The following is a 25,006-nucleotide window of genomic DNA, read 5'->3' as shown; positions in this document are numbered from 1 at the left end:
ACAGAAACAACCTGAAATTTTGAGAATATAAAAAACAGTTTTATAATCTACAATTTGGACATATCAACATCTTCTAAAAACTCTAATGTTTTTACCCTACTTTTTTCACCACCAATGATTTTTATAGATGATTTTGAAATATTTAGTTTTTTTGCCAAAAAGTTAATCAGCTCTTTATTAGCAGAACCATCAACGGGTGGAGAAGCAACTTTTATCTTTCTCATACCATTAAACTCTCCAGCCACTTCAGTTTTTTTTGCACCTGGTTGGATATAAAATGTAACTTTACCCCCCATTTTTTTCCCCAGAATCATTATAATAAGCTGCATTTAATAATAATACATCAGTCTTTTCATTTATAGTTCTTTCAACATCTTCAACAAATTCACTCATGTAAAATTCACCACTTTTTACTAATGATAATTCATAAAAAGCATCTAAACCTATCTTATCCCCACAAACTGAGTGAATAACCTCACCACCTTTAATATACAATTTCCCTTCAATATTATCAGAATAAATTTCTATAAGATAATCTTTTGCCGAACTTGAAGCTAATTGTATCAAATCAAAAAATGAAAAATCGGTCAAATCCCCACTAATTTTGTCTCTAAAACCATCAGAAAATTGACTTGAAAACAGCTTTTTATAAGCTTCTATAAATTGATCCAGCCTCTTTTTATTCAAGCCTTTTAGCCCTTCAAAAGATACCCCATATCTATTTTTTTCCCTTATATTCCTAATAATAGCATTTACACCTTTTATCTCTTTACCATTCGGCAGTACAAAACTTAACTGCAACATATCACCAACATCACAAGGGTAATTTGTGCTTATTAACGCTCCATTCAAACTAAGATCGAGAATCATACCATTTAATGGCTTGATATTTTTATACATAATTTTACATGGGATATGGACACTAATTCGTTTTGAATCTCTAAGTTTAGTAATTAAATAATCTTTTGGGTATGTAATAAGTATCAAATTTGTAGACTCTAATTCACCGTACAATTTAGCTTTAAATTCTATAATAAAATCTTCATAACTATACCTTGCAGTAACAAAATCATATATTTCAAATAATTTATCAATGTCTTTATTTGTGGTGCATATAATATATTTACCATATTCAAAGCCAACTATTTTAGAAATAAAGTGTTTTATATTGTTTTCAACAAAAATAATCTCCTTTCCAATATAAAAATTATCAAAATAACTGTTTGTAACTGTTTCCGCATTAACTTTTCTTTTAAGAATTTTAACTATTTTATTTAATTCATTTAACTGACTAATAATTTGCCCTATCTTATGTTCACTTTCAGCTGTGTAAAAATCAAGATAATTAACTATATTTTCAGAATTATTGTCATTAACTTCATATTTATGCATCCCATCATCAATATCTTTATCTGTAGGTTGATTAGTAATCAATAAATCCTCAAAAAGCTTATCAATCTCTATTCCACTTAATTTTGTATTATTAACAAAACCTTCAGCATACTGTTTAAATAATTTTGAAGTAGGGGAATTTGGGTAAAGATTTATTATAGGGATTTGTCTATTAACAGATTCCGTAAAGTTTTCATCTTCTGGCAAAAAACCTAACAAAGAAACATCAAGCTGTAAAAATTTCTTTATCGTATCCCTAAATTTCTCAAAAACACCATAAACCTGAGCCTTAGATTTTGCTCTGTTAATCAAAATCTTAAAATCCCTAACGACATTTTTCTCTTTTAATACCTTTAATACCGAATAACTATCTTTAATAGAAGTTACTTCAGGCAATATAACTATAACAACTTCATCTGCCAGTTTTACAAAAGATAGTATCTCTTTAGAAATCCCAGCACCAGTATCAATGATAAGATAATCAAATCTATCTTTAATCTTTTTTATTTCATTTAAAAGCCTTTTACTATCTTTTGCTGTTAATTTAGTTAGTTCAAAAATCCCACTACCAGCAGGTATCAAAGCAAAATTTGGATAATGTTTATCCACTAACAAAATATCATCAATACTTACCCCTTTAAAAACAATATCCTCAATTGTTTTTTCAGGCTTTTTCCCAATCAATAAATCAGCATTCCCTAAAGCTAAATCTGCATCTAATAAAGCAACACTTTTTCCAAACTTACTAATTGCAATAGCAAGATTTAATGAAAAATTACTTTTACCAACACCACCTTTTCCACTTGTGACAGTGATTATCTTTGTTTTCATGCTTATATTTTAACACACAATTATAATTTTTCAAATTATAATTAGTTTTTAAAATTTACTCTTTAAATAAATACAAAAAAAATATAAAATTAGTCTCATAGTGGAGGCAAAAATGAAAGTAGGGATAGTAGGTGCAACTGGATATACCGGTTTTGAGCTAATAAAAATCTTATGTAAACACCCAAATGTGGAAATAAGTGTCGTAAGTAGTGATACATATTCTGGTAAAAAATATTCTGATATTTATCCAAAACTTGCACAAATATTTGATAAAATAATTGAACCAAACGATTTTGACTTAATAGCATCAAAAAGCGATATTATTTTTTTATGCCTACCCCATGCAGCATCAATGGATGCAGTAAAATTTTTCTTTGATAAAGGGAAAATCTGTATAGACTTAAGTGCTGATTTTAGATATCAAGACATTTCTCTTTATGAAAAAACTTACAAAATAAAACATAAGTATCCAGAACTGTTAGATTTTACTGCATACGGAATACCTGAATTATTTGAAAACAACATAAAAAATGCAAAAATCGTAGGGAATCCCGGATGTTATCCAACAAGCATAATAGTTCCCACTTATCCGCTACTAAAAGAGGGGTTGATATCCCCTGAACTAATTGCAGATTCCAAATCAGGAGTTAGTGGAGCAGGTAAAAAACCTACAGAAAAAACACATTTTTGCGAAGTTAACGAAGACTTTAAGCCTTATTCTATACTTTCCCATAGACATGAATCAGAAATTTCATCAATATTAAACTTGGCTTATAAAAATACAAAAATTGTATTTACCCCTCATCTTTTACCTATAAACAGAGGGATAGAATCAACAATCTATACTAAATCGGATAAAAGTTTAGACGAACTTTACAGCTGTCTCTATGACTATTATAAAAACAAAAAATTCGTAAGGATCTTTAACACACAAATACCTTCAATAAAAAATATTCAGCACACAAATTTTATAGATATTGCTCTATTTAAAAGGGAAGACACACTTATTATTATTTCTTGCATAGATAACCTTATTAAAGGGGCGAGTGGCCAAGCCGTACAAAATATGAACCTCATCTTAAACTTAGACGAAACAACAGCGTTACTGTGATTAAATAAAAAGTATTTTTTATCATCAATTACATTATCATAACCACAAAGACTCATTAATATTACTAGTAAGTTAAATCATATTTGAATTTATTATTTAGATATAAATTAATTACTAACCGCCAAAAAAATCATCTATATCATGATTTTTATTGACAAACAGAGATTTTTTTATTATATATTATGATGTGAGGTGAGATATGAATGTAACATCCAAATCTATTTATGCTATTATCGCAGTTTACGAGTTAGCGCTTAATAAAGATGAATTTATAAAAAGTGATGTTATTGCCAAAAAATATAACATCCCAAAAAGATTTCTCGAAATAACCCTTTCTGAATTAAAAACAAACGGCATAGTCGTTTCAAAAAAAGGTGGTGGAGGTGGTTTTGCTCTTGCAAAACTCCCAGAAGAGATTTCTGTCTATGATATTCTATCTGTAACAGAAAATGATCTAAATGTATTTAACTGCTCAAAATTTTTGGATGAATCTACATGCAATAATTTTTCTATTTTTGAGACGATTAGTGATGAAATTATTAAGGTTTTAAAAAATAAAACCATCAAAGATATGATAAGTGAAAATACTATTAAGTATTCAACTACATTTATAATTTAGGAGGTTAGAATGAAACATATTGAAAGTCTACTTTTACACTATGGCTACACACCAGACAAAACTGGAGCTAGAGCTGTACCTATTTATCAAACCACATCGTATGTATTTAGAGACACGGAACATGCAGCAAATCTATTTGAACTAAAAGAGCTTGGATACATATATACAAGATTAATGAACCCAACTCAAGAGGTATTAGAAAATAGATTGGCAGCTTTGCATGGTGGTACAGCAGCTTTAGCGGTATCTTCAGGTCAAGCAGCTATCACCTACTCTATTCTAAACATCACAGGATTAGGCGATAACATTGTTTCTGGCTCATATCTTTATGGAGGAACTTATAATTTATTTAATTACACACTGAAAAAGCTTGGAAGAGAAGTTAGATTTGTGGATTCTTCAGATCCAGAAAATTTTAAAAAGGCAGCTGATAAAAACACAAAGGCATTTTACTTAGAGACTATAGGAAACCCAAAAAATAATGTAAACGATTTCGAAGAAATAGCAAAAATCGCTCACGAATTAGGTACCCCTCTAATAGTGGACAATACAGTAGCTCCTTACATTTTTAATCCATTTGAACATGGTGCAGATATAGTTGTTTATTCACTAACCAAATTCATGACGGGAAATGGTACCAGTATCGGTGGAGCAATTGTTGAAAAAGGTGATTTCAACTGGGCAAACGGAAATTTCCCAGAATTTACAAATCCTGATGATTCATACCATGGACTCGTTTACTGGGATGCATTTGGAAACCACGATAATGCAGTAATTAAAGGGGTTGCTTTTGCCTTTAAGATAAGACTTCAATTGCTAAGAGATATTGGAGCATGTATCAGCCCATTCAATGCTTTTATGACAATAGAAGGGTTAGAAACTTTACCTTTGAGAATGAAAAAACATTGTGAAAACGCTTTAGAAGTCGCAAAATTTTTAAAATCACATCCTAAAGTAAGCTGGGTAAACTATCCAGGGTTAGAAAGTCATCCTGATTATAATAATGCTAAGAAATATTTGAAAAATGGATTTGGCGCTATAATAGGTTTTGGTGTTAAGGGTGGATATGAAGCAGGGAAAAAATTTATAGATTCTGTTAAAATGATTTCTCACCTTGCAAATATTGGGGATGCAAGAACACTTGTTATTCATCCTGCAAGCACAACCCACCAACAACTTACACCAGAACAAAGGCTAGCAACTGGTGTCACTGATGATTTCATCAGACTCTCTGTGGGGCTTGAAAATGTAAAAGATATTATCGAGGATATTGACCAGGCTCTACAGCAAATTTAAAGGAGTCAACTATGAAATTTTTTGAATCAAATTATCAAACCATAGGGAATACCCCAACCGTTGAATTAAAAAATATAAATAAAGGTTTAAAAGGGAAACTCTATGCCAAATTAGAAAGTAGAAACCCATCCTTTTCCGTGAAAGATAGAATTGGTTATGCAATGATTATAGATGCTCTTAGAAATAAAAAACTCAAAGAAGGGATGACTATAATTGAACCAACAAGCGGTAATACTGGGATCGCTCTTGCTATGATGGGTGCTTCGCTTGATTTTAAAGTAAAACTTGCCATGCCAGAATCAATGAGTATCGAAAGAAGGGCTATTATGCAGATGTATGGTGCTGAACTCTTACTGACCCCAGCTGATAAAGGGATGAAAGGAGCAATTGATGCTGCAAATGAATTACTGAAAAATGACCCAGATAAATTTTTTATGCCATCACAATTTGATAACCCAGCTAACCCAAAAATCCATGAAGCAACAACTGGCCCAGAAATCTATTATGCCTTAAACGGTAAAATTGATTATTTTGTAGCAGGTGTTGGTACGGGAGGGACTATTTCTGGTGTCAGCAGATTCTTAAAAAGGGTTTCCTTTAACAAAGTAAAATCTGTAGCAGTAGAACCTGCCAAAAGTCCTGCAATCTCATATTTTCTAGATAAAAAAGATTTCACTCCTGCACCTCACAAAATTCAAGGTATAGGTGCTGGTTTTATCCCTAAAAACCTTGATCTTAACCTAATAGATGAAGTAATGCAGATTGAAGATGAAGAGGCCATCGATTTTGCAAGAAGACTATTTAAAGAAGAAGGGATCATGGCAGGAATTTCATCAGGAGCAAATTTCGCTGCAGCTTACAAAATTGCTCAAAAAGATGAAAGTAAAGATTTGAATATTGTATTTGTAGTTTGTGATACAGGTGAAAGGTATCTAAGTACGGATCTATTTAAAATTTAAAGACAGAAGCAGGTCGGAGAAATAGGCTCTGATCTGCTTTTCCCTTTTTTTATCTTTTTATAAACAACTACTTTTTTCGCTTTATCCTTTAAAATATTTATATTATCCACTAACTTAGATACTAAATATAACCCCCTTCCACAATCAGATAGAGGGCTTACATAATTTGGAATATTTAACTCAAATATATCCCCCTCATCGATAACCTCAATTTTTATCATATTATCAACTAATTCCATATTAACAAAAACTTTTTTTAAAGGATCGTTATTATTCCCATGAATTATTGCATTGTTTAATAACTCAACGATAATTAACTCGAGATAATAAATCTCTTTTTCATCAAAAACCCAGTTTTTTAAGACTTTAATTATTTCATCAATATGATTATTTAAAGCTCGAATATCAGAGTTAAATTGATATTTAAACTTTTTCTTAGCTACCATCCTTTATTTCTTTAATGGCTTCATCAAAATCTCTATTTATCTCAAGGGCTCTAATCAAACCTGTTGTAATAAAAATAGAAAGTATTTTCTCGTTATTAGTAACAATTCTAAATTGTGCTCCTTTCTGTTTTGCTTCTTTATAAAAGAAAACAAGAACACTCAACGAAGTGCTATCCATATAATCCACTTCGTTCAAATCTAAAATTATTTTAGCACTTTCGACAATTTCCTTTGAAACTTCTGTTTTTAAATTATCCACCACTGAAGCATCTACTCTTAGGGATTTTACTTTGAAGACAACGACCCCATCAATAATCTTTTTGTCAATATTCATATATACCCCCTTAATTTAAGTATAACATTATTTTATGATTATTCAAGCAAGTTATCAATAGTATTCAACTGTTGCTTTTTATAATTTATAAATGTAACATAAAAAATAAAACAAGCGAGGTGGTTAAAGTGGAAAGTATTTATATAATAGGGCACAAAAATCCAGATACCGATTCTATCTGTTCTGCTTATTGCTATGCAAAGTTAAAAAATATGATTGATAAATCCTATAACTACATTGCTGCAAGATGTGGTAATCTGAACGATCAAACTAAATATATTTTTAATAAATTCAATGTAAATCCACCAATCTTGCTTAAAGATGTCTATCCAAAAGTAGCTGACTGCATGACAAAAAATGTTATTTTTTCCCACACAGACGACCCAATTTATAATGTTATGAACAACATTAACAAATTAAAGATCAGACTAACTCCTATACTTGATGATAATGAAGAATTAAAAGGGATAGTTAGTATATTAGAAATAACAGATTTTTATATTGGTAAACAGGAAATAGATGTCAGACCTACATATCTATTTCGTATAGATAATTTTAAAAAAGTGTTAAACTGTGAAATAACAAAAATTGGAGAAAATAAAGAGTTTTATGCCCAGATCATTGTAGGTGCAATGCCTTTTGATAGATTCAAAGAACAGTTCGATAGATTAAATCCAAAAAACACACTTTTAATAGTTGGTAGAAGAGTAGATATAATAGAATACGCAGCAGAAAAACAAATTCCAGCAATTATAATAACTGGTCTAAAAAACAAAGATGAATTAAAAGGGATTGATTTAACAAATTATAAAGGCTCTATAATTATATCCTATCATGATACTGCAGAAACATTGAGAAAAACCATTTTTAGTGTACCTGCAAAATATGTCATGAGTAAAAACTTTCCAGTCTTAAACCCTGATATGTATCTTGATCAAGCAAAAGGTATCTTAATAAATGAAAATAGGAGAGGGTTGCCTGTAGTTGATGAAAATGGGAAATTAGCCGGTATCTTAACAAGGTCTGATATTATAAAAAAATTCAAACACAAATTAATTTTGATGGATCACAACGAATTAAACCAAGCAATAGATGGAGCAGAAACAGCTGAAATAATCGAAATAATTGACCACCATAGACTTGGTACTATTAAAACCACCTCCCCCATCTTCTTTTATGCCAAACCATTAGGAAGTACTTGTTCACTTGTTTATGAGCTATTTGAACAATACTCACAACCAATTGATAAAACAACAGCTTCTCTACTTTTAAGTGGTATTCTATCTGATACTGTAGTATTAAAATCTCCAACTACCACCAAAAGGGATATAGAAATAGCTCACAAATTAGCAAAATTGGCAGAATTAAATATAGATGAATATGGGAAAGAGATATTTAGTGTAACATCAAGTTTTGACAATATGGATATTGAGAAAGCAATACTTTCAGATTTCAAAATTTACAATGAATTTGGGGTAAGTTTTGGCATAGGTCAAATAGAAGTTGTTACCTTAGATGGTTTTGAAAAGAGAAAAAACGAAATAAAAGAAGGATTACTGAAAATCAAAAACAATAAAAACCTTGATTGGACTATGCTTTTGATTACCGATATTATAAATGGAGATAGCTTATTAGTTACAAGTAGCTTCAAAGCTGCTGAAAATTTATTAATCTATCAGCAAATTGAGGAATCTGTATTTCTATTAAAAAATATTTTATCCCGAAAAAAACAATTACTTCCAGAAATATTAAGAGTTTTAGAAGAATTGAGTTCTAAATAAATCTGCATTATAATAAAATATGGAGGTGAATTATGGAAGAAGCTATTTATAAACATATCTTAGTTATGACAGATTTTAGTGATGACGCATTATATGCGGTAAAAGTTTCTGCTAATTTAGCAAAATCAAATAATAGCAAGTTAACAATACTACATGTTGCTCACGATGAGAGTCAACTAAAACTTTATGTAAATGAAGAAGAATTTGAAAATATTAGAAAAAAGTTGGATGAAGAAATTAATAATCAACTAAAATCACTAAACAACAGTGTTCCTTTATTAAATGAACTGGAAGTAGACTATATAATTAGAAGAGGTATCCCCTATGTGGAAGGGCTTTTAGAGATAGAAAAGGGTATTTATGACCTTGTTGTCATCGGTTCGCATGGTAAAACCAGCATCAAAAAGTTTTTCTACGGAAGCACCGCTGAGAAAATTGTAAGAAGAGCACCTATAAGCGTGTTAGTCACAAGAAAATAACGAAAGTTTTAAAGCTCACTTCTTGAGATTGCTTCGTTGCTTGCTTTAATAACCTGCGGAGCAATCTCTTATTAAGCAATCTAAAAGATTTTATTATTTATTGGTCGTTTGCAGCTTCGTTAATAAATTCTAAAGGATTTACTGGAACGCCATTGACCAAAACTTCGTAATGAACATGTGGCCCAGTGCTATGCCCAGAACTTCCAACTTTTGCTATTATATCCCCTTTATTGACCCTCTGACCAACTTTTACTAATATTTTACTGTTATGGGCATATCTTGTAACATAACCAAAACCATGGTCAATTGTAACTAATTTTCCATAACCTGGCTTATAACCAGCATATATAACAATACCTTTTGCAGTAGCCTTTACAGGGGCACCATATCTCGCAGCTATATCAACCCCCTCATGAAAAACTCTTCTACCAGTAAAAGGTGATATCCTGTATCCAAATTTACTAGATATCCAGCCTCTAACAGGCCATATTGAAGGAGTAGACAAAGTCATCAATCTTTGCTCTTCTAGGAAATTTATTAGCTCTGATAAGCTATTTTGCTTTTTCTCAATCTCAGTAGTTAATGACAACAATGTATTATTTAATTCATTAAAAAATTCCACTTCCTTTCTTTCAGCAGTAGCAGAATAATCTCTTAAAATATCTATCTCTTTGCCACCTATCGCCAGCTTTTTATTCTTTTCATCAGCATATTTTGCTAACTCTCTTACCTCTTTCTCTAAATCATCAAGATACACAAGTTTTGACTCTATTTCATTAACTCTTTTCGCATACTCATTAAGTCTTACTTTTAAAAGTTCATTCTCACTTTTGTAGCTTAACATTAATCTCCGTTCAGAATAAAGCTTACTTAACAATACTATAGACACGATTGTAATAATAAAAATTGTTAAAAGGGATATTAAAGTAATTTTAAATGTTTTCTTTTTAAAGGAAAGAGACTTTACCTCTTTTTGACCTGCTTCATCAAATATTAGTAATGTAATTTTTTTGTCATTTTTACTCATATTTTGAAATTATCCTAAATACATTTGTATGTCAATAAATTATTAAAATAATAAGAGGAAAAAGGGGTAGATACCCCTTCTTCTTTTTATAAATTATAAAATGCACTCAATCCAGGATAAATTGCTTGATCTAACAACTCATCCTCTATCCTTAGCAACCTGTTATACTTACATACCCTATCCGTTCTACATGCAGAACCTGTTTTTATCTGACCAGCATTAACAGCCACAGCCAAATCTGCAATTGTTGTATCTTCTGTTTCCCCAGATCTATGAGAAATCACACAAGTATAACCTGCTCTCTTTGCAGTTTCTATTGCTGCTAAAGTTTCAGTCAATGTCCCTATTTGGTTGAGTTTTATCAAAATTGAGTTAGCCACACCATTTTCTATTCCTTTATTAAGTCTCTCAGTATTAGTAACAAAGAGATCATCTCCAACAAGCTGGATTTTATTTCCAAGTGCATCTGTCAACTTTTTCCAGCCATCCCAATCCTCTTCAGCTAATCCATCTTCAATACTGATTATCGGATATTTAGCGATCAAATACTGATAAAACTCTATCATATCATCAGCACTTTTTTCAGGATTTTTCTCAGCTGCCAATACATATTTTCCATTTTTATACAATTCACTGGAAGCAACATCAAGAGCTAAGTATATATCTTCTCCAGGCTTATAACCAGCTTTTTCAATTGCCATTAAAATTACTTCTATTGCTTCTTCATTTGAATTTAAATTTGGTGCAAATCCACCTTCATCACCCACTGCTGTGCTGTACCCCTTTTCATTCAATACTTTCTTTAAGGCATGAAAAGTCTCTGTCCCCATTCTCAAAGCTTCTTTAAAACTGTGAGCACCCACAGGCATTATCATAAACTCTTGAATATCAACATTATTATCAGCATGTTTCCCACCATTTAAAATATTCATCATAGGAACAGGTAACTGATGAGCAAATACTCCCCCAATGTATCTATATAATGGCAACTCTAAAGCATTAGCTGCAGCTTTTGCACAAGCCAAAGAAACACCCAATATCGCATTTGCTCCAAGTTTTGACTTATTTTCTGTCCCATCCAAATCACATAGAATTTCATCTATAAGCTTCTGTTCTAAAACATCAACCCCTTCTAATTCTTCAGCTATAATCTCATTAACATTTTGAACAGCTTTTAAAACCCCTTTTCCATTATATCTGTCTTTATCACCATCCCTTAATTCAACAGCTTCAAACTCACCAGTAGATGCACCAGAAGGAACCGCAGCAATCCCAACAAAACCACCACTGGTAACAACTTCAACTTCTACAGTAGGATTACCACGAGAATCTAGTATCTCTCTTGCATAAATATCGATAATATCTGTCATGATTATACCCCCATAATTAATTTTAAATACATTTATTTATATTGAAAATTTATAAAAAAAACAATATTATTTCATCACTATTAGCTAATAAGGAGTTAAATTTGTACGAAATCCCAAACTTAGTTTATGCAGACAAAAATGGCAATATCTACGATCACCCAGAACTTAAAATGGTTGTTAGAAGTGAAAATTACAACTTTGTACCTTATGAACTAGAATTGATAGAAATACCTGAGTGCACCACTTTCTATTTTTTACCTAATTCACACCCAATAGCCTACAATCCTACAACGGCATCATTGGAAGAATTTAAAAGGGGGTATGCACTTTCTGTCTTTTTACCTCCAGGCTATTTAAGACTTTTTTTACCATCTTATAAAAAATATACTAATCAGATATACCCACTTTATGCATATACTGCAGTAGGATGGTTAAATGGAAAATTTGTTGTCCCTGCTATAAAGGTTGACTTAGATAATAAATGGAACCCAAAACTTTTTGATTTTACAGACAAACTTAAACCTAAAGTTGATTCATTATTAAACAAATACCCTAATAACCGACTTTATAGACAATTATCAAAATGTGCTTTAGAATATCACTGTACAGCTGCAAAAAATGTTTTTTACGGCAGATGGGAATGCCCATTACCCACCTCTCCTACTTGTAATAGTAGATGTATAGGTTGTATTTCTCTTCAACCTGCTGAGTGTTGCCCATCTCCTCAACAACGGATAAATTTTATCCCAACTGTTGATGAAATAGTCGAAGTTGCTCTACACCATTATGAAGTAGCACAAGACCCAATAATCAGCTTTGGTCAAGGGTGTGAAGGCGATCCTATAATGGTTGCAGATGTGATAGCTAAGGCGATATCAATAATTAAGAAAAAAGCTCCTGAATTGACTATTAATTTCAATTCTAATTGTAGTAACCCTGAAAAGATGAAAAAGATTTATGATGCTGGTGTTGATAGTTTAAGAGTAAGCATTAATAGTTTTGTTGAAAGTACCTATAATGCATACTACAACCCTGTTGGTTATAGTTTAGATGATGTCTTAAAAAGTATAGAGTTAGCTAATAAATACAATATTTATGTATCATTGAATTATTTAATGATGCCAGGGATAAACGATAGAGAAAGCGAAATTAATGCATTAATCGATTTTTTATCTGCCTATAAAGTGGACTTAATCCAACTTAGAAACTTAAACATAGACCCAGACTATCTATTTTCAAAATTAAAACTTAAAACTGAAGAGATCATTGGCTTTAAAAATATGCTAAAATTAATTAAAAAGAGATTTAAGCATATAAAATTTGGGTATTTTAACAGACCCAAAAAGGATTTTGATAAAGATTTTGGGTTACCAGACCTAAAAGTTAGGAGGAGAAGATGAAAAAGATATTTGTACTACTTTTTTTAACACTATTTGCTTTAACCTCTTATTCTAAAGATCTTAAATTCACAGAAATCATTACCCAAGATGATTTAAGAGTTATCTAAAGAATTAGGTGTTGCTTTACAATTCAACCCTATGTCACCTGCTGAGCCCCTTGGCATTACTGGTTTTGATGTTGCTGCGGAATTAGTTTTAACCGATATTGATGATGGTAAAAAATATTGGAAAGCCATCTTTTCAGACAAAGATCCTTATTCATATTTACCAGTTCCTAGAGTGCATGTGCAAAAAGGTTTACCATTTGGAATTGATATTGGGGGTATGTATACTTATGTACCAAATACAAATATAAGACTTTGGGGTGTTGAGTTAAAATATGCTATTTTAAAAGGTAATGTTGCATTACCTGCTATAGCTGTAAGAGGAGCTTTTTCAAAACTTGAAGGGGTTGATGAATTAGATGTAAACACTCAGTCAATAGATCTTATGATTAGTAAAGGATTTTTGATGTTTACACCTTACGCAGGTGTCACTGCTTTAAGAGTAAACACCAAAGAGCATTCTGATTTAGTAAACCTAGATGATGAACATAATACAATTTATAGAGGTTTTGTAGGTTTACAAATTTCACCTTTACCATTATTTGTAATTAATGCTGAAGCAAGTATGGGAACTGTCAAGCAATACGGATTAAAAATCGGATTGAGATTCTGATGAATAAATTTGATTATTTAGTTGTTGGTAGTGGAGCTGCTGGCTTAAGAGCAGCTATAGGTTTAGCAAATTACGGAAAAGTAGCTGTAATAACAAAATCAAATATTGGCGAAGGGAGCTCAGAACACGCCCAAGGTGGTGTAGCTGTTGCTTTATCTGATGAAGACGACATAGTTTTACATTATGAAGATACCATCGCAGCAGGTGATGGCCTATGCGATAAAAATGCAGTTATGACATTAGTTGATGAAGGCCCCCACTATATAAGGGAGTTAATCTCCTGGGGGGCTAAATTTGATATGGTGGGGGATCATCTCTCATTCACTAGAGAAGCAGCACACTCTGTCAATAGAATAATCCATGCCCACGGTGATGCAACAGGTTTTGAAATAGTTAGAACCTTAAAAGAACATGCTTCAAGAATATCAAATATCACCTTTTTACAAAATACCTTTGTCATCGATTTAATTACAGATAATTATGAAGTTTACGGATTAACTGTCATTGACGAAAACAATAAAGAAATTTACCCTATCTTTGCAAAAGGGGTCATATTAGCAACTGGTGGTGCAGGAAGGATTTTCAAAAGAACAACAAACCCTGAAGTTGCTACTGGGGATGGTATTGCTATAGCATTCAGGGCAAAAGCTACATTAAAAGATTTAGAATTTTATCAGTTTCACCCTACTGCCTTACATTTAAAAGATGCTCCAGCTTTTTTACTTAGTGAATCAATGCGTGGTGAAGGGGGTATTTTAAGAAATATCCATAAAGAAAGATTTTGTTTTAACTATCATGAAATGGGTGAATTAGCACCAAGAGATATCGTCAGTAGAGCAATCTTTTTTGAAATGCAAAAAACAGAATCTGAATATGTGTATTTAGATATGACTCATTTAGATAAAAATTTTGTAAAAAATCGATTCCCTAAAATTTATAATACCCTAAAAGAATACAGATTGGATATTACCAAAGACTTAATCCCTGTTAGTCCAGCTGCACATTATTATATGGGGGGGATCGAAACCGATATCTGGGGTAGAACCAATATAAATGGCCTTTATGCTTGTGGTGAATGTGCATGCACAGGTGTTCATGGTGCAAATAGACTTGCAAGTAATTCTCTTCTTGAAAGTGTTGTGTTTGGTGGTAGAGCTGCAAAAGCAGCCTTAATAGATTTAAAAAATAAAGAAATAAAAAAGATAAAAATAAATCTCCCTACACATTTTAATTGTGATTTAGATAATGATAAATCACAACTTCAAGAGGTTATGTGGAAATATTCAAGCATTGTTAGGGATGAACACTCACTTAATGAAGCCTTAAAATATATTGATGATAAACTAAATAATATAAAAACTGATAAAGTTTGCAGAAACTGTTTAGAGTATTACAACATGTTGCAGGTATCAAAACTTTTAGTAAAAGCGGCTAAAATAAGAAAGGGGAGCAGAGGAGCTCACTACAGGAAAGATTATCCAGAAAAAATTAGGGAAAATTGGCATATAGTTTTTGAAAATGGCGAATATAATCCCATTATCAGGTAATAAAAAACCTTTTGCCACAGCTGATGGTTCTATAAGTTTCTATAATATAGATTATAAAGAAGGTTATCATGCAAAATCTATTGGGGCATATACTGAAAGCTTACACAAATTCGTTTTGCCTGCTGAGATTGAGAAGAGATGCAAAGATAAATCATCTTTATGGATTCTGGATATTTTCTTAGGACTTGGTTACAATATAGCAGCTACTATAAATTATTTAGAAAGCAAAAAGATTACTACTACAATAAACATTGTAACAATAGAAAAAGATGAATCATTAATCGACTTAATAAAAGATTATGATATATTCTGGCCAAAAACTGGCTATTCAATATTAAAAAAGTTATTAAAAAACAAAAGTTTTAAAAATTATAATCTATATCTTATATTAGATGACTTTTTTAGAGCTATAAAATTTCTTTCAATACCCTTTGATATAATATATTTTGATCCATTTAGTATTTCAAAAAATCCTGAAATGTGGCAATTACCAGTTTACAAAACACTTTTTAATCTATTAGATGAAGATGGCTGTGTAGTAACCTACTCCTGCAGAGATAGAGTAAGAAAAGATTTTTATAGAGCTGGTTTTATACCTTATGAAACAAAGAAGTTGCCAGATGCTTTTCAGCCTGGAACAATTTTTTATAAAAAATTGAGGTTGTAAATGGATCAGCACGAAAAAGCAGAAATTCTAAAGAAAAAATATTTTTATAAGGAATTAATTTTAAAAAAGAAAATAAAGCTAAAATCTTTAGAGGCTGCAAAAAAAATTGTAGGTGTTGATACTGCTTATCATCTATACCAACAATTAGATAATGAAGAATCATCCAAATAAAAAAGCCCCGAAAAGGGGCTTTTTTTAATAATACTTATATTTTTCTTTTAGCTTTCTAATAAGCTTTTGCTGCTTTCTTCTTGCCTTTAAAAGCTTCTTTCTTCTAACTTCGGTAGGTTTTTCGTAATAGGTGTGCCTTTTAATTTCACGTACAAGCCCTTCTCTTCCAACCTTCTTTTTAAGAAGCTTTAAGGCATAATCGATATTGTCCCCTTCAACTTTCACAATAGCGTTTACAGCCAACGCAATCACCCCTTTTCTAATTTTTTTTAAGTACTATATCAAATACTTCATCAATCGTTTTCACTAGATGAAAACGGATTTCTCTTTTAACATCAGTTGGTATTTCTGTCAAGTCCTTATTATTTTCATACGGTATAATTACATCCTTTAATTTTGCCCTGTGGGCAGCAAGGACTTTTTCTTTTATACCACCTACAGGTAATACTTTACCCCTTAGAGTGATCTCTCCTGTCATTGCTACTCTACAATTTACTGGTCTTTCTGTAAGAGCTGACAAAATAGCTGTGGCAATAGTAATCCCTGCAGATGGGCCATCCTTTGGCACAGCACCTTCTGGCACATGCACATGCATGTCATATTCTTTAAATTTGTAATCTGGTATTTGATATTTACCAGCTCTACTTTTTACCACTGTTAAAGCTGCCTGGGCGGATTCTTGCATTACTTCACCAATCTGGCCTGTGATAGTCATCTTCCCATTCCCATCAAAAATAGCAACTTCCGTCTGTAATATCTCTCCGCCAAATGGTGTCCAAGCTAACCCTGTAGCAACTCCTATTTCGAAATCTTCCTCAACTTCTTCAATTCTAAATTTTCTTACACCTAAATACTTTTCAATGTTTTTACTATTTATAAGGACTCTTTTAACATTATCATTACTTACCAGTTTTTTTACCCCTTTTCTTACTAAAGCTGCTATCTCCCTTTCTAAATTCCTAACCCCAGCTTCGCGAGTATAATACCATATAAGCTCCATAATTGCTGAATCAGCAATTTTAACTTTTTGTGAATCAACTTTATGCTCTTTTAATTGTTTAGGGATTAAGAAGCTTTTAGCGATATTGAATTTTTCCTTTTCAGTATATCCTGAAATGTAAATAACTTCCATCCTATCTAACAAGGCACTTGGAATTGTTTCTGTAGTATTTGCTGTGGTAATAAAAAATACCTTTGATAAATCAAACTCCACTTCTAAATAATGATCCATAAATGAGTTATTTTGCTCAGGATCTAAAGCCTCTAACAACGCTGATGCAGGATCCCCTCTAAAATCAGAACCCAACTTATCAATTTCATCAAGTAAAAAAACAGGGTTCATACTTTTGGCTTTTCTCATGGATTGAATCAGTTTCCCAGGCAAAGCTCCAATATATGTTCTCCTATGCCCTCTTATTTCTGCTTCATCTCTAACTCCTCCAAGGCTAATACGAACGAAATTCCTCCCTAAAGCCTCTGCAATAGATTTTGCCAAAGATGTTTTACCAACCCCTGGAGGCCCCACAAAACATATTATTGGTCCTTTTATATCTGGAGAAACTTTTCTAACAGCTAAAAATTCTAAAATTCTTTCTTTTACCTTTTCCAAACCATAGTGATCTCTATCTAAAATCTCTTCTGCTTTTTTTATATCGATTTTATCTTCCGTAAAAATCCCCCATGGAAGATTTACAATCCAGTCTAAATAATTTCTAACAACTGTAGTTTCAGCACTCATAGGAGGCATTATTTTTAACTTTCTAAGTTCCCTTTCAGCCTTCTCCCTTACCTCTTCAGGCATATTCAGTTCTTTTATTTTAGCTTCTATTTCTTCAATATCAGCTTTTAGGTCATCATCTTTTCCTAACTCTTTTTGAATAGCCTTAATTTGCTCATTTAAATAATATTCCCGTTGTGCTTTTGACATCTGTGCTTTTACTCTATGCTTTATCCTTTCATCTATTTTGGCTATCTCAATCTCTGTTTGTAAAAGCTCAATAAGTTTTTCTGCTCTATCTACAACAGAATCGATTTCAAGAATTGATTGTAAGTCATTGAGTTTTATCTGCAGATTAGATGCTATTAAGTAAGTTATTTTGTTAAGACTTTGAATGTCCTTTAAAGAATCAAAAATTTCAGCAGGTATCTTCTTAGAAACTTTTACATATTCTTCAAAGGTTTTCAAAAGAGATTCTTTTATAGGTACATGAAGCTGCTCATTGTCAATAATATCTGTTAACTCAGCAACTTCAACAAAAATAGTTTCATCATCATCAACTAAATTTAAAATTTTAGCTCTTTTTAAACCTTCCACTAAAATCTTGATGGAATTATCGGGCAGTTTTAATACCTGCAAAACATCTGCAACTACTCCGACATCATAAATATCATTTAATGAAGGCACATCAACCTTTGAATCCTTCTGTAGTGAAAGAAAAATCTTTTTATCTGTATCTTGAGCAATTCTTACTGCAGAAACTGATTTAGGTCTTCCCACAAAAACAGGAACAATCATATATGGGAAAACCACCAAATCTCTAAGCGGTATCATTGGATATTGTTCGATATTAGCCATCTTACCCTCAACAATTAGATTTTATAATGAACTTATTACTTTTGAAGATTTAAGAGAAAAGGGATCAGCATAACTAAAAGTTATGCCGACTCCTTTTTATTTTCAAAAATTAATATAGGTTCAGCATTATTATTTATAACATCTTCGTTTACAATGCACTCCTTCAAATCTGTCATAGAAGGGATTTTATACATTAGATCCAACATAGCTTCTTCTACGATAGACCTAAGCCCTCTTGCACCCGTTTTCCTTGCTATAGCTTTTTTAGCAATAGCTCTAAGAGCGCCTTGAGTAAAAGTAAGCTTCACATTATCTATTTTAAACATCTCTTGGAACTGTTTAACAAGAGAGTTTTTAGGCTCTGTCAAAATTGCTATAAGAGCTTCTTCATCTAAGTCGTGAAGCGTAGCAATAACAGGTAGTCTTCCTACAAATTCTGGGATAAGTCCATATTTTATCAAATCTTCTGGCTGAACATTTTTTAATATTTCATCACGAGATAGATTATTTTTATTTTCTATCTCGGTATTAAACCCTAAAGTTTTTTTACCAATTCTCCTTTTTATAACTTCTTCCAACCCTGCAAAAGCACCACCACATATAAAAAGGATATTTGTTGTATCTATCTGTAGATATTCTTGATGAGGATGCTTCCTCCCACCTTGAGGAGGGATATTCGCTACAGTCCCTTCTATAATTTTAAGCAATGCCTGCTGAACACCTTCACCACTTACATCTCTCGTAATAGATGGGCTATCTGTTTTTCTAGAAATTTTATCTATTTCATCAATGAATATTATCCCTTTAGACGCTCTTTCAATATCATAATCTGCAGCTTGTATAAGTTTTAACACAACATTTTCAACATCTTCACCCACATATCCTGCTTCAGTAAGGGTAGTGGCATCAGCTATAGCAAAAGGAACATTCAAAATCTTAGCAAGTGTCCTTGCAAGCAAAGTTTTCCCCGTACCAGTAGGCCCAATCATTAAAATATTTGATTTCTCAAGCTCAACATCGGTCTTTTTGCCATAAAGAATTCTTTTATAATGGTTATAAACAGCTACACTCAAAACTCTTTTAGCATCTTCTTGCCCAATAACATATTCATCTAATTTAGATTTAATTTCAGCTGGTTTTAAAAGCTTTATACTTTTATCTTCATCAGTATCTTTCATATCTTCTTGGATTATCTCAGCACAAAGTTCTACACACTCATCACAAATATAAACACTAGGACCTGCTATTAACTTTTTTACCTCATCCTGACTCTTTCCACAGAAAGAGCAGAATAGAGAGTTCTTTTTACTCATAATAAACTCACCTCAAATTTTATATTTTTCATTTTTACAAAGATAGACCAAACAAATCTATTATCAACCTCTTTTTTCAATACAATCGTCAATAAGGCCATACTCTTTAGCTTCTAATGCACTCATAAAAAAATCTCTATCAGAATCTTTCTCAATTTTTTCAATCGGCTGTCCCGTATTTTTAGATAAAATTTCGTTTAACATCTTTTTCATCCTAAGTATCTCATTTGCATGAATTTCAATATCTTTAGCTTGCCCTTGGAATCCGCCAAGAGGTTGATGAATCATTATCCTTGCATTAGGTAAGGCAAACCTTTTACCTTTTGCTCCACTAGATAACAATACAGCAGCCATACTGGCAGCCTGACCTATACATATAGTAGATACATCTGGTTTTATATAGTTCATTGTATCGTATATTGCTAAACCACTGGTAATAACACCACCTGGACTATTAATATAGAGATATATGTCCTTATCTGGATCTTCTGCTTCTAAAAAGAGCATCTGAGCAATTACAACATTTGCCACTGTATCATCTATTGCTGTACCAAGGAAAATAATTCTATCTTTTAACAATCTGGAGTAGATATCATAAACTCTTTCCCCTCTACCTGTTTGTTCGATGACATAAGGAACATAAAAGCTCATATTATTACTCTCCATCTGCTTCTTTATTTTTATCTTGTTTTTCTTCTTCTTGTGCTTCCATAGACTTCATCGTTTTTTCTGCAGCCTTTTTAGCTTTTTCCTCTTCTTCTTTTTTCCTTTTAGCTCTTTCCTCTTTTGTTACTATTTTTTCTTCAAGCTTATTCTTACTAATGATAAAATCAAATATCTTATCTGTTAACAGGTTATTTTTAATATTATTTATACCACCATAAGCTTCAAGCTCCTTTTTGTATTCATCAACATTCTTTTTCAATTTATTTGCTAATTCCTCTATTTTCTTATCCAGCTCCTCCTGAGTAACATCTATATTCTCTTTTTCTGCAATTTTGTTTAATATTAGACCACTTTTAACCTGCTTTTCAGCCAAATTCCAATAATGTTCTACAAGTTTTTCTTTATCAAAACCGAGCTGCTCAGCATTTACTCCATACATATATTGATACTGCTGCATAGTTTGTGTTGCTAATCTTTCAGCCTGTTCTCTAACTAAAGTATCTGGCACATCAAATTTATTTACTTCTAATAACTTTTCAATTATCTGCTCATACAAATTTTCTTTCGCTATCTGCTGAACCTCTTCTTCTAATTCTTTTCTAATCTTGTTTTTGAGATCTTCTAATGTTTCACACTCCTCATCAACATCTTTTGCAAAATCATCATCTAATTCAGGCTCCACTCTTTTCTTAACCTCTTTTAGATTAATTTTGAATGTAGCAGTTTTACCAGCCAAATTTTTTTCATAATAATCATCAGGAAATTTAACTTCTATTTCAAACTCTTCACCACTTTTGTGTCCCAAAAGCCCGTTTTCAAAATCTTTCAAAAGTGTGTTTGAGCCTACCACAAAAGAATAATCTTTAGCACTGCCACCTTCAAAAGGTTCTCCATCAACAAAACCTTCAAAATCGATCACAACCATATCCCCATTTTCTACGGTGGCATCCTCTTTTGGCTCATAAGATATATTTTGTAACTTCAATTTTTCCAAAACTTGCTCTACATCTTCATCAGTAACTTCATCAATCTCTTTAACAAATTCAAAACCATCTATTTTTTCCACATCATATTCTGGGAAAACATCCACATACACTTTAAAAGTAATTGGCTCACCCTCTTCAAAGTTAACATCCTTAACATTTGGTGAACTAAGTGGATTTATATTGTTCTCTGTTAGTGCCTGAATAATTGATTCATTAATAACTTTTTCTAAAGCATTTACACTTATTCTATGTTTAAACTGCTTTAATACAATACTTCTTGGAGCTTTCCCCTTTCTAAAGCCAGGTATGTTAACAGTTGGAGCAATTTTTTTATATTCCTCCTCAAAGGCAGCATTATATTTTTCCACTGGTATTTCAATTGAAAGTTCTTTTTGTGATTTTTCAGCATTTTTTACTTCTACTTTCATACTCTCCCCTTTTCTTTATAGGATTTTTAGGTACGGAAATTGTACCATTTTACAGTAAACTGTATCTATAGTTTTAAAAAACAGTAAAATCAAGTGTTTTTTCAATTAAAAGCCAAAGTTTGAATTCCATTGCATTTCGGACAAATATCAAAATAAAACGAAAACTTTTCACCACAGCTATCACACTTATATATCAATTCATCTTTTAAATGAACAATGATAGGATCATTTGTCAACTCTAAATATTTATTAACAACAACCACTTTTTTATTCTCTATCAGATATTCACCAAGTATTTTCTTAGCCTTTTCCAAATCCCCTTTTTTCTGATAATATCCAGATAAATATATGTGATAAAGAGGATTCTTATTCTTTTTAGAGACTTTCTCTATACACTTTTTTACAAAATCTTCTAATTTGCCATCATCAAAAAATATATTAGAAACTATATTCACATCATCAACAGTATAAAAAATATCATTTTCAATAATACTAATTAATTGATTAAATACTAACTTTCTCTCATTCTTATTAACATATTCATCAAGAAGTCTATAATTTGCCAATCTAAATGTTTTAAAATATTCAATGCTTTTCTTCAAAAGCTTTATCTTTTTTTTGTAATCTTCACTCTTACCAGCTAAATTGTAATAGCATAAAGCAATTTCTTTTGTAACATCCCTTTTACTCATCTTAGAATATCTTGTAAAATTCTTTATTGCAGATTCATACTCCCCTTTATCAAAATATAAAGTGGCAAGTAACTTATAAAGTACGGGGGATTTATCCATTTTTAAAAGATTGTTCAAATTATACAGAGCTTTATCATACTGCCCAGATAATTTATAATCTAATACAAGTTCATGCAAAACCTGCTTTTTCAAATCATCTCTAATATTTTTTTCACCAACAGCACTTTCATGGATATGTATCGCCTTGAGATATTCACCTTTTTTACGGTATAAAGTCCCCAAGGCAATATACATCTCTATAATATGCGTATTTTGCATAACAACTTCTTTTAGCTCATCGAGAGCCCTGTCATAATCCTGATTAATTAAGTAACCAAAACCTTTTAAAAAATATTTTTTACTTTTATCGTCCACCTTGTTCCTCAATTTATCCAATAATTTTCTCAAGAAAAACATTAACCCTTTTTATCCAACTCTTTTGTCAATGGAAGATTTTTAAGTCTAACAATTTCACTTTCCAACTCTTTCTTCTCTTTTCTTAATTTACTAATCTCTCTATTAGTTTTAAGCTTTTCAACGAAAGCTATAAAAGCTGTAATTAATATCCCCAATATAAATGATGCCAAAATAACAACAAAGAGTGGCACTTGAATAGGTGGTTTGTTAAAAAAATATTTTATATCAACTGGTTGCATATTAAATGCTGCAAACAATACTATAATTGCAATAATTAAAGTTTTGATTAAAGTACCAATTATTTTCATAATTCCTCCGAATGTAATTCTTTATATAATTTATCATAGGTATTTAAAATATGCTCAGAAATAACTTTAGTCCCTGTTAAAGTGGGCATAAAATTTGTATCCCCAACCCATCGAGGCACCACATGAAAATGTACATGATCCACAATACCAGCTCCAGCAGCTCTACCAATATTAAAACCTGCGTTAAAACCATCTGGTCTCATACATTTTTTAAAAGCCCTTATACTTTTTTGTATTAACTTCATCATCTCCAACATCTCATCTTCGTTTAAATCTTCTAAATCCCCTATATGCCTATAAGGTGCTATCATTAAGTGCCCGTTGTTATAAGGGAATAAATTCATTATTATAAAGTTATAATTTCCTCTATATAATATTAGATTTTCCCTATCCCTATCCTCTTTAGGTTTATTACAAAAAATACACCCTTCATCTTTATGCTCTCCAGAAATATAAGTCATTCTCCAAGGAGCCCATAATCTATCCATCTAACACCCCATCTTTTAACTTATTGACCACATTACTCAATTTGTCGTGAATAACTATATCGGCTAAAGAATCATAAGGTGTAGGAGTTTTATTTAAAATTACAACCTTTGCACCAGCCTCTTTTGCATATCCTGGCAATAAAGCAGCAGGCATAACAACAAGAGAAGAACCCATTACTATAAACAAATCACAATTTTTTGAATATTCCACAGATTTTTCCAATGTATCGGCAGGTAATGATTCTCCAAAGAATACCACATCAGGTTTTATTATACCACCACATTGAGGGCAAACTGGAGCTTTGCCAGTATCCTTTGCAATCTTAAACATCCTTCTTGTCGAAAACTTTTCATTGCATTTTAAACATATAGAATGAGTCAAATCACCATGCAATTGCAACACATTCTGAGAGCCTGCTTTCTGATGTAAACCGTCAATATTTTGAGTAATAACTGCTGACACTTTCCCTTCTTTTTCAAGTTCTGCAATATAATAGTGAGCGATATTAGGCTCAGCTTTAAATATAATATCAAAGGTATTTATAGCAAAATTATAAAACTTATCAGGATTTCTCTTGAAACCATCAATCGAAATAAAATCCAAATCTGAGTATTTGTTCCATAACCCAGATTCCGGAGACCTAAAATCTGGGATACCGCTCTCAGTACTAATCCCAGCTCCAGTAAAAAACACTATATTGTTAGATAAATTTATCAAATTTTTTAGTTCATTAATTTTATCAGTATTCATAACAGTTGTATAACAATAAATGATTTTTAAATCAACTTAAAGAATAAAATTTAATAATGAACTAATAAAATAACAAAAATAACCCCTGCAAGACATGCAATCGATGAAATAATCTAATATAAAGCTAGGTATTGCACTGTAATAAATGCTCAAGTTCACTGATTGAGTTGCTGACGCTCGCAATGAAAGCATTTTG

At 31.6% G+C, this 25,006-nt stretch carries 26 protein-coding genes; 11 read left to right on the top strand and 15 right to left on the bottom strand.

Going from position 1 to position 25,006, the window contains the following annotated elements:
* Positions 1 to 47 precede the first annotated feature (47 nt).
* Positions 48 to 296, bottom strand: a complete 249-nt coding sequence (locus OWM07_RS02190) for a DUF167 domain-containing protein (RefSeq protein WP_423302039.1) — start codon at positions 294 to 296, stop codon at positions 48 to 50.
* On the bottom strand, positions 286 to 2,223 hold the full coding sequence (locus OWM07_RS02185) for a P-loop NTPase (RefSeq protein ID WP_423302038.1): 1,938 nt from the start codon (positions 2,221 to 2,223) through the stop codon (positions 286 to 288). The genes OWM07_RS02190 and OWM07_RS02185 overlap by 11 nt, the downstream gene beginning before the upstream one ends.
* A gap of 112 nt (positions 2,224 to 2,335) precedes the next feature.
* On the opposite strand from OWM07_RS02185, the gene argC reads away from it, so the two are divergent.
* The 4 genes from argC (at position 2,336) to cysK (ending at position 6,208) form a co-directional block, all read left to right on the top strand.
* Positions 2,336 to 3,334, top strand: a complete 999-nt coding sequence (argC, locus tag OWM07_RS02180; protein ID WP_423302037.1) for an N-acetyl-gamma-glutamyl-phosphate reductase — start codon at positions 2,336 to 2,338, stop codon at positions 3,332 to 3,334.
* Positions 3,335 to 3,533: 199 nt separating this feature from the next.
* Positions 3,534 to 3,953 (top strand): RrF2 family transcriptional regulator, encoded by a 420-nt coding sequence (locus tag OWM07_RS02175; RefSeq protein WP_423302036.1) that lies wholly within the window; start codon positions 3,534 to 3,536, stop codon positions 3,951 to 3,953.
* A gap of 9 nt (positions 3,954 to 3,962) precedes the next feature.
* The gene (locus tag OWM07_RS02170) at positions 3,963 to 5,249 is read left to right on the top strand and encodes an O-acetylhomoserine aminocarboxypropyltransferase/cysteine synthase family protein (protein WP_423302035.1); all 1,287 of its coding nucleotides are present in this window, start codon (positions 3,963 to 3,965) and stop codon (positions 5,247 to 5,249) included.
* An 11-nt stretch (positions 5,250 to 5,260) separates the two neighbouring features.
* Positions 5,261 to 6,208: a cysteine synthase A gene (cysK, locus tag OWM07_RS02165; protein ID WP_423302034.1), complete on the top strand. Its 948-nt coding sequence runs from the start codon at positions 5,261 to 5,263 to the stop codon at positions 6,206 to 6,208.
* Here cysK and OWM07_RS02160 read toward each other — a convergent pair.
* The gene (locus OWM07_RS02160) at positions 6,205 to 6,654 is read right to left on the bottom strand and encodes an ATP-binding protein (RefSeq protein ID WP_423302033.1); all 450 of its coding nucleotides are present in this window, start codon (positions 6,652 to 6,654) and stop codon (positions 6,205 to 6,207) included. The two genes, cysK and OWM07_RS02160, sit on opposite strands and share 4 nt — an antisense overlap.
* A complete protein-coding gene (locus OWM07_RS02155) occupies positions 6,644 to 6,988 on the bottom strand; it encodes an anti-sigma factor antagonist (protein ID WP_423302032.1) in 345 nt (114 codons plus the stop codon). The genes OWM07_RS02160 and OWM07_RS02155 overlap by 11 nt, the downstream gene beginning before the upstream one ends.
* Positions 6,989 to 7,116: 128 nt before the next feature.
* On the opposite strand from OWM07_RS02155, the gene OWM07_RS02150 reads away from it, so the two are divergent.
* Together OWM07_RS02150 and OWM07_RS02145 are read left to right on the top strand one after the other, a co-directional pair.
* Positions 7,117 to 8,769 carry a putative manganese-dependent inorganic diphosphatase gene (locus OWM07_RS02150; protein ID WP_423302031.1) on the top strand — a complete coding sequence of 551 codons (1,653 nt, stop codon included), beginning with the start codon at positions 7,117 to 7,119 and terminating at the stop codon, positions 8,767 to 8,769.
* A gap of 32 nt (positions 8,770 to 8,801) precedes the next feature.
* Positions 8,802 to 9,248, top strand: a complete 447-nt coding sequence (locus tag OWM07_RS02145) for a universal stress protein (protein WP_423302030.1) — start codon at positions 8,802 to 8,804, stop codon at positions 9,246 to 9,248.
* Positions 9,249 to 9,345: 97 nt separating this feature from the next.
* Here the strand turns inward: OWM07_RS02145 and OWM07_RS02140 are convergent, their stop codons facing one another.
* Both OWM07_RS02140 and eno read right to left on the bottom strand, forming a co-directional pair.
* Positions 9,346 to 10,275, bottom strand: a complete 930-nt coding sequence (locus tag OWM07_RS02140) for a peptidoglycan DD-metalloendopeptidase family protein (RefSeq protein WP_423302029.1) — start codon at positions 10,273 to 10,275, stop codon at positions 9,346 to 9,348.
* Between the two features lie 86 nt (positions 10,276 to 10,361).
* Complete coding sequence (eno, locus tag OWM07_RS02135) at positions 10,362 to 11,645, bottom strand: phosphopyruvate hydratase (protein ID WP_423302028.1); 1,284 nt, start codon at positions 11,643 to 11,645, stop codon at positions 10,362 to 10,364.
* Positions 11,646 to 11,746: 101 nt separating this feature from the next.
* Here eno and OWM07_RS02130 point away from each other — a divergent pair, with 101 nt between their 5' ends.
* The 5 genes from OWM07_RS02130 (at position 11,747) to OWM07_RS02110 (ending at position 16,147) form a co-directional block, all read left to right on the top strand.
* The gene (locus OWM07_RS02130) at positions 11,747 to 13,045 is read left to right on the top strand and encodes a radical SAM family protein (RefSeq protein WP_423302027.1); all 1,299 of its coding nucleotides are present in this window, start codon (positions 11,747 to 11,749) and stop codon (positions 13,043 to 13,045) included.
* Between the two features lie 138 nt (positions 13,046 to 13,183).
* Complete coding sequence (locus OWM07_RS02125) at positions 13,184 to 13,762, top strand: hypothetical protein (RefSeq protein ID WP_423302026.1); 579 nt, start codon at positions 13,184 to 13,186, stop codon at positions 13,760 to 13,762.
* A complete protein-coding gene (gene nadB / locus OWM07_RS02120; protein WP_423302025.1) occupies positions 13,762 to 15,309 on the top strand; it encodes an L-aspartate oxidase in 1,548 nt (515 codons plus the stop codon). Before OWM07_RS02125 ends, nadB begins: the two co-directional genes overlap by 1 nt.
* The gene (locus OWM07_RS02115) at positions 15,281 to 15,976 is read left to right on the top strand and encodes an MnmC family methyltransferase (RefSeq protein WP_423302024.1); all 696 of its coding nucleotides are present in this window, start codon (positions 15,281 to 15,283) and stop codon (positions 15,974 to 15,976) included. The genes nadB and OWM07_RS02115 overlap by 29 nt, the downstream gene beginning before the upstream one ends.
* Positions 15,977 to 16,147 (top strand): hypothetical protein, encoded by a 171-nt coding sequence (locus OWM07_RS02110; RefSeq protein WP_423302023.1) that lies wholly within the window; start codon positions 15,977 to 15,979, stop codon positions 16,145 to 16,147. It begins immediately after the preceding gene.
* 24 nt (positions 16,148 to 16,171) lie between these two features.
* Here the strand turns inward: OWM07_RS02110 and rpsU are convergent, their stop codons facing one another.
* From rpsU to OWM07_RS02065, 9 genes are all read right to left on the bottom strand, one after another.
* Positions 16,172 to 16,399, bottom strand: coding sequence for a 30S ribosomal protein S21 (gene rpsU / locus OWM07_RS02105; RefSeq protein ID WP_423302022.1), 228 nt, complete (start codon positions 16,397 to 16,399; stop codon positions 16,172 to 16,174).
* 7 nt (positions 16,400 to 16,406) lie between these two features.
* Positions 16,407 to 18,722 carry an endopeptidase La gene (gene lon / locus OWM07_RS02100; protein ID WP_423302021.1) on the bottom strand — a complete coding sequence of 772 codons (2,316 nt, stop codon included), beginning with the start codon at positions 18,720 to 18,722 and terminating at the stop codon, positions 16,407 to 16,409.
* An 80-nt stretch (positions 18,723 to 18,802) separates the two neighbouring features.
* Complete coding sequence (gene clpX / locus OWM07_RS02095; RefSeq protein WP_423302020.1) at positions 18,803 to 20,035, bottom strand: ATP-dependent Clp protease ATP-binding subunit ClpX; 1,233 nt, start codon at positions 20,033 to 20,035, stop codon at positions 18,803 to 18,805.
* Positions 20,036 to 20,098: 63 nt separating this feature from the next.
* On the bottom strand, positions 20,099 to 20,686 hold the full coding sequence (gene clpP / locus OWM07_RS02090; protein ID WP_423302019.1) for an ATP-dependent Clp endopeptidase proteolytic subunit ClpP: 588 nt from the start codon (positions 20,684 to 20,686) through the stop codon (positions 20,099 to 20,101).
* A 4-nt stretch (positions 20,687 to 20,690) separates the two neighbouring features.
* Entirely contained in the window at positions 20,691 to 22,115 is a 1,425-nt protein-coding gene (gene tig / locus OWM07_RS02085) for a trigger factor (protein ID WP_423302018.1), read from the bottom strand.
* 101 nt (positions 22,116 to 22,216) lie between these two features.
* On the bottom strand, positions 22,217 to 23,221 hold the full coding sequence (locus OWM07_RS02080; RefSeq protein WP_423302017.1) for a tetratricopeptide repeat protein: 1,005 nt from the start codon (positions 23,219 to 23,221) through the stop codon (positions 22,217 to 22,219).
* 41 nt (positions 23,222 to 23,262) lie between these two features.
* Positions 23,263 to 23,571, bottom strand: a complete 309-nt coding sequence (locus OWM07_RS02075) for a LapA family protein (RefSeq protein WP_423302016.1) — start codon at positions 23,569 to 23,571, stop codon at positions 23,263 to 23,265.
* Positions 23,568 to 24,059, bottom strand: a complete 492-nt coding sequence (locus tag OWM07_RS02070) for an HIT family protein (protein ID WP_423302015.1) — start codon at positions 24,057 to 24,059, stop codon at positions 23,568 to 23,570. The genes OWM07_RS02075 and OWM07_RS02070 overlap by 4 nt, the downstream gene beginning before the upstream one ends.
* The gene (locus tag OWM07_RS02065; protein WP_423302014.1) at positions 24,052 to 24,810 is read right to left on the bottom strand and encodes an NAD-dependent protein deacylase; all 759 of its coding nucleotides are present in this window, start codon (positions 24,808 to 24,810) and stop codon (positions 24,052 to 24,054) included. Before OWM07_RS02065 ends, OWM07_RS02070 begins: the two co-directional genes overlap by 8 nt.
* Between the last annotated feature and the right edge of the window lie 196 nt (positions 24,811 to 25,006).

This window comes from Deferribacter thermophilus, assembly GCF_049472675.1.
Classification (GTDB): domain Bacteria; phylum Chrysiogenota; class Deferribacteres; order Deferribacterales; family Deferribacteraceae; genus Deferribacter; species Deferribacter thermophilus.
Note: the sequence above shows the minus strand (reverse complement) of the source record. Positions and strands in the feature narration are given on the sequence as shown.